This is a genomic window from Pantoea sp. SO10, assembly GCF_005281435.1.
GTDB classification, from domain to species: Bacteria; Pseudomonadota; Gammaproteobacteria; order Enterobacterales; family Enterobacteriaceae; genus Pantoea; species Pantoea leporis.
In genome coordinates this window covers 2882748-2899533 of record NZ_CP040095.1, presented here as the reverse complement: position 1 = coordinate 2899533, position 16786 = coordinate 2882748, and the positions used below count along the sequence as shown (strand labels likewise).

General features: G+C 56.3%; 16 protein-coding genes. 14 read left to right on the top strand and 2 right to left on the bottom strand.

What is annotated here, in order from left to right; translation table 11 throughout:
- Positions 1-33: 33 nt before the first annotated feature.
- The 11 genes from FCN45_RS13370 (at position 34) to hisP (ending at position 10272) form a co-directional block, all read left to right on the top strand.
- Entirely contained in the window at positions 34-687 is a 654-nt protein-coding gene (locus FCN45_RS13370; RefSeq protein ID WP_101763636.1) for a DedA family protein, read from the top strand.
- A 132-nt stretch (positions 688-819) separates the two neighbouring features.
- The gene (gene accD / locus FCN45_RS13365; protein ID WP_008105205.1) at positions 820-1728 is read left to right on the top strand and encodes an acetyl-CoA carboxylase, carboxyltransferase subunit beta; all 909 of its coding nucleotides are present in this window, start codon (positions 820-822) and stop codon (positions 1726-1728) included.
- Positions 1729-1854: 126 nt separating this feature from the next.
- On the top strand, positions 1855-3120 hold the full coding sequence (gene folC / locus FCN45_RS13360; RefSeq protein ID WP_101763637.1) for a bifunctional tetrahydrofolate synthase/dihydrofolate synthase: 1266 nt from the start codon (positions 1855-1857) through the stop codon (positions 3118-3120).
- Positions 3110-3859, top strand: coding sequence for a cell division protein DedD (dedD, locus tag FCN45_RS13355; protein ID WP_110866560.1), 750 nt, complete (start codon positions 3110-3112; stop codon positions 3857-3859). The genes folC and dedD overlap by 11 nt, the downstream gene beginning before the upstream one ends.
- Before the next feature lie 250 nt (positions 3860-4109).
- Positions 4110-4595 (top strand): colicin V production protein, encoded by a 486-nt coding sequence (gene cvpA / locus FCN45_RS13350; protein ID WP_064739347.1) that lies wholly within the window; start codon positions 4110-4112, stop codon positions 4593-4595.
- 36 nt (positions 4596-4631) lie between these two features.
- Positions 4632-6149: an amidophosphoribosyltransferase gene (gene purF / locus FCN45_RS13345; RefSeq protein WP_101763639.1), complete on the top strand. Its 1518-nt coding sequence runs from the start codon at positions 4632-4634 to the stop codon at positions 6147-6149.
- Positions 6150-6265: 116 nt separating this feature from the next.
- Positions 6266-6835, top strand: coding sequence for a UbiX family flavin prenyltransferase (locus tag FCN45_RS13340; RefSeq protein ID WP_061717852.1), 570 nt, complete (start codon positions 6266-6268; stop codon positions 6833-6835).
- A 278-nt stretch (positions 6836-7113) separates the two neighbouring features.
- A complete protein-coding gene (argT, locus tag FCN45_RS13335; protein WP_101763640.1) occupies positions 7114-7896 on the top strand; it encodes a lysine/arginine/ornithine ABC transporter substrate-binding protein ArgT in 783 nt (260 codons plus the stop codon).
- A gap of 194 nt (positions 7897-8090) precedes the next feature.
- On the top strand, positions 8091-8777 hold the full coding sequence (locus FCN45_RS13330) for a histidine ABC transporter permease HisQ (protein WP_008105192.1): 687 nt from the start codon (positions 8091-8093) through the stop codon (positions 8775-8777).
- Positions 8774-9490: an ABC transporter permease gene (locus FCN45_RS13325; protein WP_008105190.1), complete on the top strand. Its 717-nt coding sequence runs from the start codon at positions 8774-8776 to the stop codon at positions 9488-9490. Before FCN45_RS13330 ends, FCN45_RS13325 begins: the two co-directional genes overlap by 4 nt.
- 8 nt (positions 9491-9498) lie before the next feature.
- On the top strand, positions 9499-10272 hold the full coding sequence (hisP, locus tag FCN45_RS13320) for a histidine ABC transporter ATP-binding protein HisP (RefSeq protein ID WP_101763641.1): 774 nt from the start codon (positions 9499-9501) through the stop codon (positions 10270-10272).
- A gap of 182 nt (positions 10273-10454) precedes the next feature.
- Here hisP and FCN45_RS13315 read toward each other — a convergent pair whose 3' ends face one another.
- The gene (locus FCN45_RS13315; RefSeq protein ID WP_137386204.1) at positions 10455-11402 is read right to left on the bottom strand and encodes a sugar-binding transcriptional regulator; all 948 of its coding nucleotides are present in this window, start codon (positions 11400-11402) and stop codon (positions 10455-10457) included.
- 195 nt (positions 11403-11597) lie between these two features.
- On the opposite strand from FCN45_RS13315, the gene dalD reads away from it, so the two are divergent.
- Genes dalD through FCN45_RS13300 form a run of 3 tightly spaced genes read left to right on the top strand, consistent with a single transcriptional unit; the run spans position 11598 to position 15775 of the window.
- Positions 11598-12992 (top strand): D-arabinitol 4-dehydrogenase, encoded by a 1395-nt coding sequence (dalD, locus tag FCN45_RS13310; RefSeq protein ID WP_137386203.1) that lies wholly within the window; start codon positions 11598-11600, stop codon positions 12990-12992.
- A 10-nt stretch (positions 12993-13002) separates the two neighbouring features.
- Positions 13003-14472 carry a xylulokinase gene (gene xylB / locus FCN45_RS13305; RefSeq protein WP_137386202.1) on the top strand — a complete coding sequence of 490 codons (1470 nt, stop codon included), beginning with the start codon at positions 13003-13005 and terminating at the stop codon, positions 14470-14472.
- Between the two features lie 22 nt (positions 14473-14494).
- Complete coding sequence (locus FCN45_RS13300) at positions 14495-15775, top strand: MFS transporter (protein WP_137386201.1); 1281 nt, start codon at positions 14495-14497, stop codon at positions 15773-15775.
- 32 nt (positions 15776-15807) lie between these two features.
- On the opposite strand, the gene FCN45_RS13295 is transcribed toward FCN45_RS13300, so the two are convergent.
- Complete coding sequence (locus FCN45_RS13295) at positions 15808-16701, bottom strand: TIGR01777 family oxidoreductase (RefSeq protein WP_101763646.1); 894 nt, start codon at positions 16699-16701, stop codon at positions 15808-15810.
- Positions 16702-16786 lie beyond the last annotated feature (85 nt).

Sequence of the window (16786 nt, the reverse complement as noted above, 5' to 3'; positions counted from 1 at the left end):
TTAATTGTTGGGTGTTAGGGGAGTTGTGGTTATATGGATTTCATCCACTTTTTAGTCGATTTTATTCTGCATATTGATGTGCATTTGGCCGAGCTGGTGGCGCAGTACGGCATCTGGATTTACGCCATTCTGTTCCTGATTCTGTTCTGTGAAACCGGTTTGGTGGTTACGCCGTTCCTGCCAGGCGATTCCCTGCTGTTTGTTGCCGGTGCGCTGGCGGCCTTGCCGGGTAACGATCTCAACGTTCACCTGATGGTAACGCTGTTGGTGATCGCCGCCATCCTCGGTGATGCGGTGAACTACACGATTGGTCGTCTGTTCGGTGAGAAGCTCTTCAGCAACCCGAACTCGAAAATTTTCCGTCGCAGTTACCTGGATAAAACCCACGCGTTCTACGATCGCCACGGCGGCAAAACCATTATACTTGCGCGCTTTGTACCAATCGTGCGAACCTTTGCCCCCTTTGTGGCGGGGATGGGACACATGTCTTATCGCCACTTCGCGCTCTACAATGTGACGGGCGCACTGCTGTGGGTGCTGCTGTTCTCTTACGCCGGTTACCTGTTTGGCGACCTGCCGGTTGTGCAGGAGAACCTGAAGCTGCTGATCGTCGGCATCATCGTGGTTTCTATACTGCCAGGCGTAATTGAAGTGTGGCGTCATCGCCGCCAGCAGAAGTCGCAGTAAGCTCGTTACCAGATTTTTATCCACAGCGTGAACGGGTTGTGGTTTAATGAGCGACATTTACGGCCTGCTGAAGGTGATTTCAGCAGCAATGAGAAGACTGGACCAGGTCAGCATTAAATAGAAAGGTCATCAATGAGCTGGATTGAACGCATACTGAATAAAAGCACTGCCACGCCAACGCGCAAAGCCAGCATCCCGGAAGGGGTGTGGACCAAGTGCGATAGTTGTGGGCAGGTGCTGTACCGCGCCGAGCTGGAGCGTAACCTCGAGGTCTGCCCGAAGTGCGACCATCACATGCGCATGCACGCCCGTGAGCGTCTGCATAGCATGCTGGATGAAGGTTCGCTGGTTGAGCTGGGCAGCGAGCTGGAACCGAAGGATCTGCTGAAGTTCCGCGACTCGAAGAAGTATAAAGACCGTTTGGTCGCCGCACAGAAAGACACCGGTGAGAAAGATGCGCTGGTGGCGATGAAAGGCACGCTGCACGGCATGCCAATTGTCGCTGTGGCCTTTGAGTTCTCCTTTATGGGCGGCTCAATGGGTTCAGTGGTTGGCGCGCGCTTTGTGCGTGGCGTTGAGCAGGCGTTGGAAGACAACTGCCCACTGATCTGCTTCTCCGCGTCAGGCGGTGCACGTATGCAGGAAGCGCTGCAGTCGCTGATGCAGATGGCGAAAACCAGTGCGGCACTGGCGAAAATGCAGGAGCGCGGCTTGCCGTACATCTCCGTGCTGACTGACCCAACCATGGGCGGCGTTTCAGCCAGCTTCGCGATGCTGGGCGATCTCAACGTGGCGGAACCGAAAGCGCTGATTGGCTTTGCCGGTCCACGCGTTATCGAGCAGACCGTGCGTGAAAAACTGCCGCCGGGCTTCCAGCGCAGTGAATTCCTGATCGAGAAAGGAGCGATCGACATGATCATCCGTCGTCCGGAAATGCGCTTTAAGCTGGCAAGCCTGCTGGCGAAAATGATGAACCTGCCAGCGCCGCAGCTGGATGGTGATCAGCCTAATGTGGCTGAGCCGGAGAGCAACGAAGCCTGACAGGCAACGGAATGAGGCAGTAATGTTTCCTTCCTCCAATGCACCGTCTACATTGAATACTTAAGGTTGCATCCAACGTGGTCCGCGACCTTAAGTTATTCGGTGTATTGATTTTGAACGGGACACATGGACAAATCTCTTCCTCAAGCCACGTCGCCTTTGGCCACGTGGCTTCATTATCTTGAGCATCTGCATTCGCAGGCCATTGAACTGGGTCTGGATCGTATTCAACGCGTCGCCGCACGCCTCGACCTGCTCAAACCCGCTCCTTTTGTCTTCACCGTCGCCGGTACCAATGGCAAAGGCACCACCTGCCGCATGCTGGAAACGCTATTGATGGCCGCGGGCTATCGCGTGGGCGTTTACAGCTCGCCACATCTGGTGCGTTACACCGAACGTGTACGGGTGCAGGGCGCTGAACTGGATGAAGCGCAGCACAGCGCCAGTTTTGCCGCGATTGAAGCCGGGCGCGGTGACACTTCACTGACCTATTTTGAGTTCGGCACCTTGTCGGCCTTCAATCTGTTCCGCGCGGCGAATCTCGACGTGGTGATCCTTGAAGTCGGCCTGGGCGGACGTCTTGATGCCACCAATATTGTCGATGCCGACGTGGCAGTGATCACCAGCATCGCGCTCGATCACACCGATTGGCTGGGTCCTGATCGTGAAAGTATCGGTCGGGAAAAAGCCGGCGTGTTCCGCGCAGGTAAACCAGCAATTGTCGGTGAAGCCGATATGCCGGGCACCATCGCCGACGTCGCAGCGGAGAAGGGTGCGGTGTTGCTGCAGCGCAATCGCGACTGGCAGTGGCAGCAAACGGGTACCAGCTGGACGTTGCAGGATGCGCACGGCGAGCTGCGCGATTTACCGCTGCCGCAGGTGCCGTTACCCAATGCCGCCACCGCGCTGACCGCACTGCGTGCGTCGGGTTTAACGGTAAGCGAAGCGATTATTCGTCAGCATCTGCCGCTGGCGATTTTGCCGGGGCGCTTCCAGACCGTCAGCGAAGCGCCGCGCGTCATTCTCGATGTGGCGCACAATCCGCATGCCGCTTATTATCTGGCTTCGCGTCTGGCTGAAGAGCCGCACAGCGGTGAAGTGCATGCGGTGGTCGGCATGCTGCACGACAAAGATATCGCGGGCACGCTGGCGGCGCTGGCACCACAGGTTGATCGCTGGTACTGCGCGCCGCTCGACGGTCCGCGCGGTGCCTCCGCCGATGAGCTGCTGGCTCATCTGGACGGCGGTGTGGCTTACAGCAACGTTGATGCAGCCTGGCAAGCGGCGCGTCAGCAGGCGCGTCCCGAAGATGTGATTCTGGTGTGTGGCTCTTTCCACACCGTAGCGCAGGTTATGGAATCGATGGCAGCGGAGAACGGCAGTGGCAAGTAAGTTCCAAAATCGCTTAGTCGGTACGGTCATTCTGGTGGCGATTGGTGTCATCGTCTTGCCCGGCCTGCTAGACGGTAAGAAGAAACATTATAAAGAAGAGTTCGCCGCCATTCCGCTGGTGCCAAAACCGGACGATCAGCAGGATAGCGAAATGGTGCCGCCGGTGACGCAACCCTTGCCGGCGCAGCCGCCGGAAGGGGCGGGCGCGGCCCAGAATCAGAACGGTGGTAAAACCGCCACTAATGGCAGCGCGCAGCCCACGCAGAATAGCGAGCCCAGCGTGGTCACGCCGCCGCCGGTGCATCAGCAAGTGCAGCCGAAACCGGTGGAACAGTCGAAGCCAAAAGCGGTCGAGCAGCCGAAACCGAAGCCGGTTGAACAGCCGAAGCCAAAACCGGTGGAGCAAGCTAAGCCGAAGCCCGTCGAGCAGCCGAAACCGGTAGAGCAGTCGAAACCGGTGGAAACGCCGAAGCAGAGTGAACCCGCAGCGCCAGCTGGTCAGGCATTCGTGGTGCAGCTCGGTGCGCTGAAGAATGCGGCGAAAGTGAGCGAGATTGTGGCGCAGCTGCGTCTTTCCGGTTATCGCGCCTTTACCGTGCCGTCTACGCCGGTGCAGGGACAAATCACCCGCATTTACGTCGGTCCGGATGCCAATAAAGCCAAGCTGCAAGGCTCGCTGAGTGAGTTGCAAAGCATCTCCGGCCTCGGTGGCGTGGTGAAACCGTATAGCGCGCGATAACGCGCTGATAAGCCGCGCCAATAGCAGAAAAAGGCGCGGCTTTACAAAATTTTTGTAGCGAAGCGCGACAGGAAAATCATTGAATATCAGTGGATTAAATCACTGATAATACACAGGGCGAGGAAAGTTTTTTTCATCGCCCTTTTTGCGGAAACAGAACCGGAAAACCCTACGCAAACGTTTTCTTTTTCTGTTAGAATGCGCCCCGAACTGGATGCAGGGGTGCGATAGCACTGGGCTGGAAGAGTTCATGATCTGGATTGATTACGTCATTATTGCGGTAGTTGGTTTTTCGGCTCTGGTCAGCCTGATTCGCGGGTTTGTCCGGGAAGCCTTATCTCTCGTTACCTGGGGATGCGCGTTTTTTGTCGCCAGTCATTACTACGCCTACCTTGCAGTCTGGTTTACAGGTTTTGACGACGAACTGGTTCGCAACGGCATCGCTATCGCGGTGTTGTTTGTTGCCACCCTGATTGTGGGTGCCATCGTGAACTATGTGATCGGCTCGCTGGTTGAAAAAACCGGCTTGTCGGGAACCGACAGGGTGTTGGGTGTCTGTTTCGGGGCGTTGCGCGGTGTGCTGATCGTGTCTGCTATGCTGTTCTTTCTCGATACATTCACCGGCTTTTCTAAAAGCCCGGACTGGCAACAGTCGCAACTCATTCCCCAGTTCAGTTACATCATCAGGTGGTTTTTCGATTACCTGAAAAGCACGTCGAGTTTTTTACCCCGGTGACATCATCGGGAGTGCGGCTAATGAGGAAATGACAATATGTGCGGTATTGTTGGTATCACCGGTTTCATGCCAGTAAACCAGTCAATCTATGACGCGTTAACGGTGCTTCAGCACCGCGGGCAGGATGCCGCCGGCATTTGTACCATCGATGCTATTAACTGCTTCCGTTTGCGTAAAGCCAACGGCCTGGTCAGCGATGTGTTCGAAGCGCGCCATATGCAGCGTCTGCAGGGCAACATCGGGATTGGTCATGTGCGCTACCCAACGGCAGGCAGCTCCAGCGCCTCTGAAGCGCAACCTTTCTACGTGAACTCTCCTTACGGCATCACGTTGGCGCATAACGGCAACCTGACCAACGCCCACGAACTGCGTAAACAGCTGTTCGAAACGGGTCGCCGTCACGTTAATACCACCTCAGATTCCGAAATCCTGCTGAATATCTTCGCGCAGGAGCTGGACCGTTTTCAGCACTATCCGCTGGAAGCTGACAACATTTTTGCTGCGGTGGCGGCTGTGCATCAGCAGGTGCGCGGCGCTTACGCAGTGGTTTCAATGATTATCGGACACGGGATGGTCGCCTTCCGCGATCCCAACGGTATTCGTCCGCTGGTGCTGGGCAAGCGCGTTATCGCCGATGGCCGCACCGAATACATGGTGGCGTCAGAGAGCGTCGCGCTGGATACGCTGGGCTTCGAGTTCATTCGTGACGTAGCGCCTGGCGAAGCCGTGTACATCACCGAGCAGGGCCAGCTCTCTACGCGTCAATGCGCTGAGAACCCGAAAACCAATCCGTGCCTGTTTGAATACGTCTACTTTGCGCGCCCGGACTCGTTCCTCGACAAAATCTCGGTGTACAGCGCACGCGTGCGTATGGGCACCAAGTTGGGTAACAAAATTGCCCGCGAGTGGGAAGATCTGGATATCGATGTGGTGATTCCGATTCCGGAAACCTCAACCGATATCGCGCTGGAAATCGCACGTATCCTCGACAAGCCATATCGTCAGGGCTTCGTGAAGAACCGCTACGTTGGCCGTACCTTTATCATGCCCGGCCAGCAGCAGCGCCGCAGCGCCGTTCGCCGCAAGCTGAACGCCAACCGTGCTGAGTTCCGTGATAAGAATGTGTTGCTGGTGGATGACTCCATCGTACGCGGCACCACATCCGAGCAGATCATTGAGATGGCACGTGAAGCGGGCGCGAAAAAAGTCTATCTCGCCTCGGCGGCACCGGAAATCCGTTTCCCGAACGTCTATGGCATTGATATGCCGAGCGCTACCGAACTGATTGCGCATGGCCGTGAAGTGAATGAGATCTGCCAGCTGATTAAAGCGGATGCGTTGATTTTCCAGGATCTCAACGACCTGATTGAAGCGGTGCGTGAAGAGAACCCGGATATCGCCAACTTTGAGTGCTCGGTATTCAACGGCATCTACGTCACCAAAGATGTCGATCAACAGTACCTTGAGTATCTGCAGTCGCTGCGTAATGACGATTCCAAAGCCATCGCGCGTCAGACAGAAGTGGAAGGTCTGGAGCTGCACAACGAAGGCTAAGCCAGAGGTTATGGCAGAGTAAAAGCAGGGCGGGCGCAATCCCGCCCTGTTTGTTTTTGTATTTTTGTTCAGTGAGCCGCTATCATTGCCGCAATCTGAACCTGCAAGGCTGAATTATGAAACGACTGATCATTGGTATTTCCGGCGCCAGCGGCGCGATCTACGGCGTACGCATGTTGCAAGTGCTGCAACCGCTGGCGGAGGTGGAAACCCATTTGGTGATCAGCCCCGCCGCGCGGCAAACGCTGGCGCTGGAGACCGATTTCAGCCTGCGCGAGGTGCAGGCGATGGCCGATGTGGTGCATGACGTGCGCGACATCGCCGCCAGCATCTCATCCGGATCCTACAAAACTCTCGGCATGGCGATCGCGCCGTGCTCGATGAAAACGCTGTCAGGGATCGTGCACAGCTACAGCGATAGCTTGCTGACCCGCGCCGCCGATGTGGTGCTAAAAGAGCAGCGTAAGCTGGTGCTGTGTGTACGTGAAACGCCGCTGCATTTGGGACATCTGCGCATGATGACCACCGCCGCAGAGCTGGGCGCGCTGATCATGCCACCGGTGCCAGCGTTCTATCATCGTCCGCAATCGATCGGCGATTTAGTCGATCAAACGGTGAATCGTGTGCTCGATCAGTTCGATATTGAGCTGCCAGAAGATCTTTTCACTCGCTGGAGTGGCGCATAATGGTGCATTAATGCACTGCTCGTGTGCAAATTCGCGTGTGCGATCACTCTTCGTGCATCTTGTGCACCAAAAGTTAACAATGTCGCTTTTTCTTCCTCACACCGCTGTTATATTTCCCTCACAAACTAAGTGCTTGCGCCGCTAACCGGCGCAGTATTTAGCGCGCTTGCGCAGCGTTTAGCCAATTCGCACAACTGGCATGAAACGTGCACAGCTTACAGCGCAAACCAACACATCACGCACCACATAACAATAAGCACTTCACTTGAGGGTTACCTATGAAAAAGCGAGTTCTGGCTCTTTCTCTGATGCTGACAATGGTAAGTAGCGCGAGCGTCTTCGCCGCTGTGCCGCAGTCGCTGCGCATCGGAACTGACCCGACTTATCCGCCATTCGAATCCAAGAACGCGCAAGGTCAGCTGGTGGGCTTTGATATCGATCTGGCGAACGAAATTTGTAAACGTATCAAGACTAAATGTACTTATGTGGAAAGTGATTTCGATGCGCTGATCCCGTCGCTGAAAGCGAAGAAGATCGACGCCATCATCTCTTCTCTGTCAATTACCGAAAAGCGTCAGGAAGAGATCAACTTCTCTGAAAAACTGTACGCGGCAAACGCGCGCTTAGTGGCACCGAAAGGTTCTACGCTGCAACCGACCATTGAATCCCTGAAAGGGAAAAACATCGGTCTGCTGCAGGGCACCACCCAGGAAACCTATGCAAAAGAGTACTGGCAGCCAAAAGGTGTCACCGTTACGCCTTACGCTAACCAGGATCTGGTGTATCAGGATCTGAATGCCGGTCGTATTGATGCTGCGTTCCAGGACGAAGTGCAGGCGAGCGAAGGTTTCCTGAAGCAGCCTGTTGGCGCTAAATATGCGTTTGCCGGCCCGGCAGTGAAAGACGACAAGATCTTTGGCGTCGGTACCGGTATGGGCTTGCGTAAAGATGATGCCGATCTGAAGGCCGCGATCGATAAAGCTTTTGTTGAGATGCGTAAAGACGGCACTTACGACAAGATTGCTAAGAAGTACTTTGATTTCAACGTGTACGGCGATTAATTATCCTGTTTCCTAATCCTGGTCTGTGAAAGGCAGGAAGGTTGCACATAAGTATACACTCCGGGCGCTTACCTATGTAAACTGCCCGGCTTCATACGCTTGCCGCCATCCATCCTGCGATTCAAATTCCCCGGTTAGGACTGTCCGTCAGTTGGGCAGCGTTTGTAACTTACCCTCACGACAGGATTGAACCCATGTTGTATGGCTATTCCGAAGTAATCCTCAAGGGCACCCTTGTGACGCTGGAGCTGGCGCTCAGTTCCGTGTTGCTGGCGGTGGTGCTCGGCTTGATTGGCGCTGGCGCCAAACTTTCCCGCAGTCGCCCGCTGGCGATGCTGTTTGAAGGCTACACCACCTTAATCCGTGGTGTGCCCGATTTGGTGTTGATGCTGCTGATCTTCTACGGTCTGCAGATCGCCTTGAATACCCTCACTGATGCGCTGGGACTGGCGCAATTTGATATCGACCCGATGGTCGCCGGTATCATCACGCTCGGCTTTATCTACGGTGCTTACTTCACTGAAACCTTCCGTGGTGCGTTCCTCGCGGTACCAAAAGGGCAGATCGAAGCGGCAACCGCCTTCGGTTTCACCGGCTCGCAAACCTTCCGTCGCATTCTGTTCCCGGCCATGATGCGCTTTGCGCTGCCGGGCATCGGCAACAACTGGCAGGTTATTCTCAAAGCCACGGCGCTGGTTTCGCTGCTGGGGCTGGAAGATGTGGTGAAAGCCACGCAGCTGGCAGGTAAAAGTACCTGGCAGCCGTTCTACTTCGCCATTGTGGCAGGTGTGATTTATCTGGTGTTTACCACGCTGTCGAATGGCGTGCTGTGGTGGCTTGAGCGTCGCTACACGGTGGGTGTGAAAAGGGCAGAGCTATGATTGAGATTATTCAGGAGTATTGGAAACAGCTGCTCTGGACCGATGGTTACCGTTTTACCGGCATCGCGATTACGCTGTGGTTATTGATCATCTCGGTGGTGATTGGCGGTTCGCTCGCGGTGCTGCTGGCGATTGCGCGCGTCTCCTCTAACCGCTTTATCTCCACGCCGGTTTGGCTGTTCACCTATGTGTTTCGCGGCACGCCGCTGTATGTGCAGCTGTTGGTGTTCTACTCCGGCATGTACACGCTGGAAGTGGTGAAGGGCACCGAGTTGCTGAACGCCTTCTTCCGCAGTGGATTGAACTGTACGTTGCTGGCGTTCACGCTGAACACCTGCGCCTATACCACCGAAATCTTTGCCGGTGCGATTCGTTCGGTGCCGCACGGTGAAATCGAAGCGGCGCGCGCCTATGGCTTCTCGCCGTTTAAATTGTATCGCTGCATCATCCTGCCGTCGGCACTGCGCACCGCGCTGCCGGCGTACAGCAATGAAGTGATCCTGATGCTGCACTCCACCGCGCTGGCGTTTACCGCGACGGTGCCGGATCTGTTAAAAATCGCGCGCGATATCAACTCGGCCACCTATCAGCCGTTTACCGCGTTTGGCATCGCTGCGGTGCTGTATCTGATTATCTCTTACGGGCTGATTAGCTTGTTCCGCAAAGCTGAACAACGCTTCCTGGCGCACGTAAAACCTTCTTCATCGCATTGAGTATCACTATGGCTGACAATAAATTAAGCGTTACCGAACTGCACAAACGTTACGGTGAACATGAAGTTCTGAAAGGCGTATCGCTGCAGGCAAATGCCGGCGATGTGATCAGCATTATTGGCTCGTCCGGTTCCGGGAAAAGTACCTTCTTGCGGTGCATTAACTTCCTCGAGAAACCGAGCGAAGGCACCATTGCGGTCAACAACCAGCAGATCAATCTGGTGCGCGACACCGATGGTCAACTGAAAGTCGCGAACAAAGAGCAGCTGCGTATGCTGCGCACGCGCCTGACCATGGTGTTTCAGCACTTCAACCTGTGGAGCCACATGACGGTGCTGGACAACGTTACCGAAGCGCCGATTCAGGTGCTGGGGCTGAGCAAGGCGGAAGCGCGTGAGCGTGCGATCAAGTATCTGGATAAAGTCGGCATTGATGCGCGTGCGCGTGCCAAATATCCGGTGCACCTTTCCGGTGGTCAGCAGCAGCGCGTGTCGATTGCGCGTGCGTTGGCGATGGAGCCTGAAGTGTTACTGTTTGACGAACCCACTTCTGCGCTCGATCCGGAACTGGTCGGCGAAGTACTGCGCATTATGCAGAAACTGGCGGAAGAGGGCAAAACCATGGTGGTGGTGACGCATGAGATGGAGTTTGCTCGTCACGTCTCTAATCATGTGATCTTCCTGCATCAGGGCAAAATTGAAGAGCAGGGCACGCCGGATGAGCTGTTCGGCAATCCAAAAAGCCCGCGCTTGCAGCAGTTTTTGAAGGGATCGTTGAAGTAGATTGTGCCCGCTGTCCCCCATCCCGGCCAGCGCTCGCTGTCCCCCATCCTGGCCAGCGCTCGCTGTCCCCCTCCTCGGTCCCCCCATAAATGGGGGAGGAAGATGCTGCAGTATGTGGGTGTTGAAGTGGCATTTGGCAGCGTCTCCTTCCCCCGCGGGCGGGGAAGGCCAGCAAGCACCCTCTACCCCCGCAACAACTTCAGCGCCGTATCCTCATCGGTCACCAGACCTGACACCCAGCCGCCCTGTAACGCCGCGCGAATCGCCGGATATTTACGCTCGCTGCCGGCAAAGCCAATAATCTGGCGTTGCGTCTGGCTCTCCAGCAACACGCTGGTGAGCAGTTCATCGGTTTCACCCCACACGCGTTCACCTTGCTGATTGAAAAAGTGCCCGAGCATTTCGCCCACCACGCCGCGCGCGTTGAGCGCAGCTACTTGCGCATCGGTGATAAAGCCTTCGGCATGCAGCGGGCAGCCGGGCTGCACTTCGCCGATGCCAACGAAGGCCACATTCGCCTGCAAGGCGCGTAACGTCACGCGCTGATAAACCTTATGCTGAATCCACATCTCTTTATCTTCGGGCGTATCCGCATACAGCGGCGCAGGAATGAAGAAATACTTGCCCTGCATCTTCTCCGCCATCTTCAGCGGCACGTCATAGCGCGTACCCGAGTCGTCCCGCGCAATCGCGCCAATCATCGAAACGCACTGATGCTGCGGTCGCTCAACCCAGGGCAGCGCATCAATCATCGATCGCAGCGTCTTACCGGAACCAATGCCAAATACCTGCGGCTGCTCCTCGCTGATGTATTGCGCCATCACCGCCGCGCCTTCCACTGCCAGCATCTGCTGAATAGCGTCATCATCCAGATTGGCGGATGGCACCACACGGCACAGTTGCAGGCCAAATTTATCCTGAACGTCGCGCGCCAGATGCAAGCAATGGGTAACCGGATGATCAATCTTTACGCTCACCATGCCCATTTCACGCGCGCTGGAGACCAATCGCTGCGCCACCTGACGTGACAATCCTAACGCGCGTGCAATCTCTTGCTGCGTCACGCCCGCCACGTAATACATCCAGGCCGCACGTGCTGCCAGTTCTTGTTTTTTCTCTTCTCTGCTCATCGCGCTGTTCCGTCAAAACCGGTGCGCCATGTTAACGCGAGATGCCGATGAAGTGTTAACTGAGCAAAAGCCCTAAAAAAGAGCAAAAGTATTAATTGTGATTGAGCTCGCAGAACAAGGCTGCTCGCTCGCACTATGCTACGCCTCATCGGGCAAATGCCCTTAATCGTGGCAAATGTTTATTTTGAGGCGACTATGACCAATCAATCAGTGTGGATGCATATCGGCGCAGGATCTTTTCACCGCGCGCATCAGGCGTGGTATCTGCATAAACTACGCGAGCGGGGCGATGACAGCTGGAGCATTGCCCTCGGCAATATCCGCAATGATGCCGCGCCGTTGCTAAAGCAACTTGCTGCGCAAGAGGGCGAATATGTGCTGGAAACCGTTACACCCGATGGCGAACGCGCCTATGAAACCATCACGTCATTGCGCAAAATCCTGCCGTGGGATAGCGACATCAGCGCGCTGGTGGAGCAGGGAGCGAAAAGTGAAACCCGCGTGATAGGTTTTACCGTCACCGAAGCCGGTTACTATTTGACACCGGAATTCGAACTGGACCTGACGCAGCCGGATGTGCAGGCCGATGTGAAAGGCGACATCCGCACGATTTATGGCGCGCTGGCACGCATCCTCACGCAGCGCGTGGCCAACGGTGGCGCGCCCGTTACGCTGCTCAACTGCGATAATCTGCGCCACAACGGCGAACGTTTCCGTCACGGCTTCCTCGCGTTTCTTACCGCCAAAGGTGACAACGCCTTAGCGAATTGGGTGCGCGAAAATACCACCTCGCCCAACACCATGGTGGATCGCATTACGCCGCGTCCAACGCCGGATGTGGCTGAGCGCGTTAAAGCCGCTACGGGTAAAGAGGATGGTGCATCGGTGATGGCCGAATCCTTTATTCAATGGGTGATTGAAGATGACTTCATTGCCGGTCGGCCGGCGCTGGAGAAGGTTGGCGTTGAGCTGGTGGAATCGGTATTGCCGTGGGAAGAGGCGAAAATCCGCATCCTTAACGCCACGCATGCGGCGATTGCCTGGGCAGGCACGCTGATTGGCCTCAATTACATTGACGACAGCACGCGTCAGCCGGCGATTTACCAACTGGCCTATGACTACGTGACCCAGGATGTGATGCCATCGCTGTCGCCGAGCCCGCTGGATTTAGCCGATTATCGCGATGTGGTACTGGCGCGTTTTAGCAATCCCTACATTAAAGACACCAATCAACGTGTTGGCGCGGACGGTTTGTCGAAAATCCCCGGCATGGTGACGCCAACACTGCGCGAATGCTATCAGCGTGGCGCAGAACCGGCGGCCACTGCCGTGCTGCCTGCACTGTTCTTCCTGTTCCTGCAGCGCTGGGCCTGTGATGATTTGCCTTACACCTATCAGGATGGCGTGCTGCAAGCCGATGCGCTGCGCCAGCAGTTTAGCCGCTCCGATGCACTGAACGCTTTCCTCAGCGATAGCGCGCTATTTGGCGAACTGGCACAGGACAAGGCGTTTCATGCGCTGGTGACGCGCAGCGTGGCGGATCTGCAACTGTGGCTGAAACAGCCAGAACGCATGCTGGCTGCGGTGTAAGGAGCGCGTTATGTATCTTGGGATTGATATTGGCACCTCCGAGCTCAAAGCGCTGATCATCAATGCGCAGGGTGAGATCATTGCCTCGAATCACGCCACGCTCAACGTGCAGCGTCCGCATGCGCACTGGGCAGAACAGGATCCCGAGCGCTGGTGGCAAGCGTGCGGTGATGTCCTTGCTGGATTGCGCCAGCAGGATGCGCTGGCCTGGAGCGAGATTCGCGCGATGGGTTTGTCCGGGCAGATGCACGGCGCGGTGCTGCTGGATGCGCAGGGTAAGGTGCTGCGCCCGTGCATTCTGTGGAATGACACACGCAGTGCGCCGCAATGTGCCGCGCTCAGTGCCCAACATCCGGAAATGATGCAGCTCAGCGGCAATATGATTATGCCGGGCTTCACCGCACCTAAACTGCGTTGGGTGGCAGAACATGAGCCTGAGATTTTCCGTCGCATCGATAAAGTGCTGCTGCCGAAAGATTACCTACGCTGGCGTTTAACCGGACAATTTATCAGTGAACCTTCAGACGCGGCAGGCACGTTGTGGCTCGATGTGGCTCAGCGCGACTGGTGCGACGAACTGTTAGCCATCACCGGTCTCACGCGCGCCAATATGCCGGCGCTGGTGGAAGGCAGCGCGGTGAGCGCCCCATTGAAAGCCGAACTGGCAAGTGAATGGGGCTTGTCGGCCGCGGTCTGTGTGGCGGGCGGCGGTGGCGACAATGCCGCATCGGCGGTTGGTGTCGGCGCGGTTAATCCGGGTGATGCTTTTATCTCGCTGGGTACCTCCGGCGTGATTTTTGTCGTCAACGATCGTTTGCTGGCCGATCCGCAATCGGGCGTGCACGCCTTCTGTCATGCCTTGCCCGGACGCTGGCACCAGATGAGCGTGATGCTCAGCGCCGCCAGCTGCCTGCGCTGGCTGTGTAATCTGCTCTCCGTTACCGAAAGCCAACTGATGGAAGAGATGGCACAGCTCAGTGAAGAGCAGCGGCGTCATGCCCCGGTTTTCCTGCCCTATCTTTCCGGTGAACGCACGCCACACAACGATCCTGACGCCTCCGGTTCTTTCTTCAATCTGCGCCACGAAACACCGCGTGCGCTGCTCGGCTACGCAGTAATTGAAGGCGTAGCGTTTGGTCTGGCCGACGGGTTCGCGGTGCTTGGTGATGCGCAGCGCCAGATTCAGCAGTGCAGCCTGACCGGTGGTGGGGCGCGCAGCACGTTGTGGGCGCAGTTGATCGCCGATGTGCTGCAACTGCCGATCGTCACGCATCCCGCCAGCGCGTCCGGCGCTTTGGGGGCCGCGCGTCTGGCATGGCTGGCCGCGGGGGGTGTGGAGAGCGAAGTTTGCCTCAAACCTCCGGTGCAGGCGCGATATCAACCAGATGCTGCGCGCGGCAAGGTGCTGCAGCAGCGATTGCAGCTGTTCCGCACGCTCTATGCACAACAGCAGCAGGCGCGAGTGTTATTGCCTGAATAATTCCAGACAGAGGATGAATGAGATGCAATCGAATGATTACTGGTTTGGCTTACCGAAAAAGATGTTCTGGGGCTTCCTCGCCATCGCTATTTTTATGGCGGGTGACGGCTTTGAAATGGCATTTCTGTCGCGTCACATCACCGATATGGGCTTCACGCCAGCGCAGTCGGCGGTAGTATTTACTTTTTACGGACTGGCGGCAGCGCTAGCGGCGTGGGCATCGGGCGTGGTAGCGGAACTAATTACGCCCCAGCGTGCCATGATGATTGGCTTCGTGCTGTGGATTGTCATGCACACGCTGTTTATGTCGCTGGGACTTGGCATGCGCAACTATCCGCTGATGGTGCTATTCTACGGCATTCGCGGTCTGGCGTATCCGCTATTCATTTACTCATTCATGATGATGCTGGTGCAGGTGCTGCCGCGTGAAAAACTGGCGGCAGCCACCGGTTGGTTCTGGGCAATGTATTCCGTCGGTATCGGTGTGGTCGGCAGCTATTTACCGAGTCTGACCATCCCGATGCTCGGCGAAACCGGTACGCTGTGGCTGGCGATTATATGGGTTGCCTGTGGTGGCGTGCTGGCCTATTTCAGCTTGCGCCATGTGCCGGTTGATCGTTCGCGCGTCAATTTGCCGATGCGCGATAAAATGACCGAAATGTCGCGGGCGGTAACTATTCTGTTTACCAATCAGCACGTGTTTTATGCCTGCCTGATTCGCATCATTAACACGCTGTCGCTGTTTGGTTTCGCCATTATCATGCCGTTGTTGTTAGTTGATCGTCTTGGTTTTACCATTTCCGAATGGCTGCAAATCTGGGCGGTGTGCTTCTTCGTTACCATTTTTACCAACATCTTCTGGGGCATTACCGGCGAGAAGCTGGGTTGGATCCGTCAGGTGCGCTGGTTTGGCTGTCTCGGTATGGCCATCTCCAGTCTGGCGTTTTACTACCTGCCGCTGTATGCCGGGCATAACTTCTGGGTGGCGCTGATTCCGGCGGTGATGTTAGGAATTTTTGTCGCCGCCTTCGTGCCGATGACCGCAGTGTTTCCGACACTGGAGCCGCATCACAAAGGCGCCGCCGTGTCGATTTATAACCTGTCGGCCGGACTGAGTAATTTTGTCGCGCCCGCGATTGCGTCGGTGTTGCTGCCGTTTTTCGATATCGTCGGCGTGGTGTGGGCGTATACCTCGCTGTACGTGTTTGCTGGCGTGCTGACCTTTATCATCCGCGTGCCGCAGCCGGGACATACGCATGAACCGGCGGCAGTGAAATCACGCGTGGCGCAGCAAAGGAGTTAATCTGTGATAGGCGGGCGCCATTAATGGCGCCCCTACACGACATCCCGCAACGCTTCCTCCAAATCGTACCAGCGAAAACCAAAGCCTGACTCTTCCAGGCGCTTCGGCAACACATGTTGGCCGCCGAGCACCAGTACCGCTGATTCGCCCATCATCAGCTTGATGGCGCTGGCGGGCGTGCGCATAAAGGCTGGGCGATGCATCACATGGCCGAGCGTGGCGGCGAACTGCTCATTGCGCACCGCATAGGGCGCAACCATGTTGAACGGGCCGCGCAGTTCAGAGTGATCGATTAGCCACAGCAGCGCGTTAACCAAATCGTCGATGTGAATCCACGGTAAATACTGTTTGCCGCTACCAATCGGACCGCCTACGCCAAGCTTAAACGGCAGTTTCATCTTCGATAACGCGCCGCCTTCTTTCGCCAGCACCACGCCGGTGCGCAGCAAACAGACGCGCGTGCGATCGCTCTGTGCCGTTAACGCCAATTGTTCCCAACGTGCGCACAGCGTATGAGTAAATTCATCCTGGCCTGGATCCTCTTCGGTCAGCACCAGGTCGCCGGTATCGCCATAAAAGCCGGTAGCCGAGCCGGAAATCAAAAATTGCGGGGGATTGCTGCTGGCGTGAATCAGCGAGACCAGCTGCTCGGTGATCTGCCAGCGACTTTCGCACAGCCGCTGCTTCTGCTGTTCGGTCCAGCGTTTATCGGCGATCGGTTCGCCCGCAAGATTAATCACACCATCAATACCGTTTAAATCGGTTTGCTGATTGATGCCGGACCACAGCGCCACGCTGGCGTCGAGTTTCTCGCGTGCGGCGGCGACATCGCGCGTGACGACGCTCACCTGATGGCCAAGCTGCAACAGACGCGGAATCAGATGGCGGCCAATCAGGCCGGTGCCGCCGGTGATTAGTAAATGCATGTAGAGCCTCCTTGTCATTTTTTATCTGCTCAGATTGAGCATAGAAGAGAAGCGTGCGCGCGGCGTGACTCGGCTTACGCTTATG

Bases quoted from the DNA above. Each gene is read 5' to 3' on its own strand.
- xylB (WP_137386202.1), top strand. From the start codon at position 13,003: ATGTATCTTGGGATTGATATTGGCACCTCCGAGCTCAAAGCGCTGATC.
- folC (WP_101763637.1), top strand. From the start codon at position 1,855: ATGGACAAATCTCTTCCTCAAGCCACGTCGCCTTTGGCCACGTGGCTT.
- FCN45_RS13330 (WP_008105192.1), top strand. From the start codon at position 8,091: ATGTTGTATGGCTATTCCGAAGTAATCCTCAAGGGCACCCTTGTGACG.
- purF (WP_101763639.1), top strand. From the start codon at position 4,632: ATGTGCGGTATTGTTGGTATCACCGGTTTCATGCCAGTAAACCAGTCA.
- argT (WP_101763640.1), top strand. From the start codon at position 7,114: ATGAAAAAGCGAGTTCTGGCTCTTTCTCTGATGCTGACAATGGTAAGT.
- FCN45_RS13295 (WP_101763646.1), bottom strand. From the start codon at position 16,701: ATGCATTTACTAATCACCGGCGGCACCGGCCTGATTGGCCGCCATCTG.
- dalD (WP_137386203.1), top strand. From the start codon at position 11,598: ATGACCAATCAATCAGTGTGGATGCATATCGGCGCAGGATCTTTTCAC.
- FCN45_RS13340 (WP_061717852.1), top strand. From the start codon at position 6,266: ATGAAACGACTGATCATTGGTATTTCCGGCGCCAGCGGCGCGATCTAC.
- cvpA (WP_064739347.1), top strand. From the start codon at position 4,110: ATGATCTGGATTGATTACGTCATTATTGCGGTAGTTGGTTTTTCGGCT.
- FCN45_RS13370 (WP_101763636.1), top strand. From the start codon at position 34: ATGGATTTCATCCACTTTTTAGTCGATTTTATTCTGCATATTGATGTG.
- FCN45_RS13300 (WP_137386201.1), top strand. From the start codon at position 14,495: ATGCAATCGAATGATTACTGGTTTGGCTTACCGAAAAAGATGTTCTGG.
- FCN45_RS13315 (WP_137386204.1), bottom strand. From the start codon at position 11,402: ATGAGCAGAGAAGAGAAAAAACAAGAACTGGCAGCACGTGCGGCCTGG.
- hisP (WP_101763641.1), top strand. From the start codon at position 9,499: ATGGCTGACAATAAATTAAGCGTTACCGAACTGCACAAACGTTACGGT.
- accD (WP_008105205.1), top strand. From the start codon at position 820: ATGAGCTGGATTGAACGCATACTGAATAAAAGCACTGCCACGCCAACG.
- FCN45_RS13325 (WP_008105190.1), top strand. From the start codon at position 8,774: ATGATTGAGATTATTCAGGAGTATTGGAAACAGCTGCTCTGGACCGAT.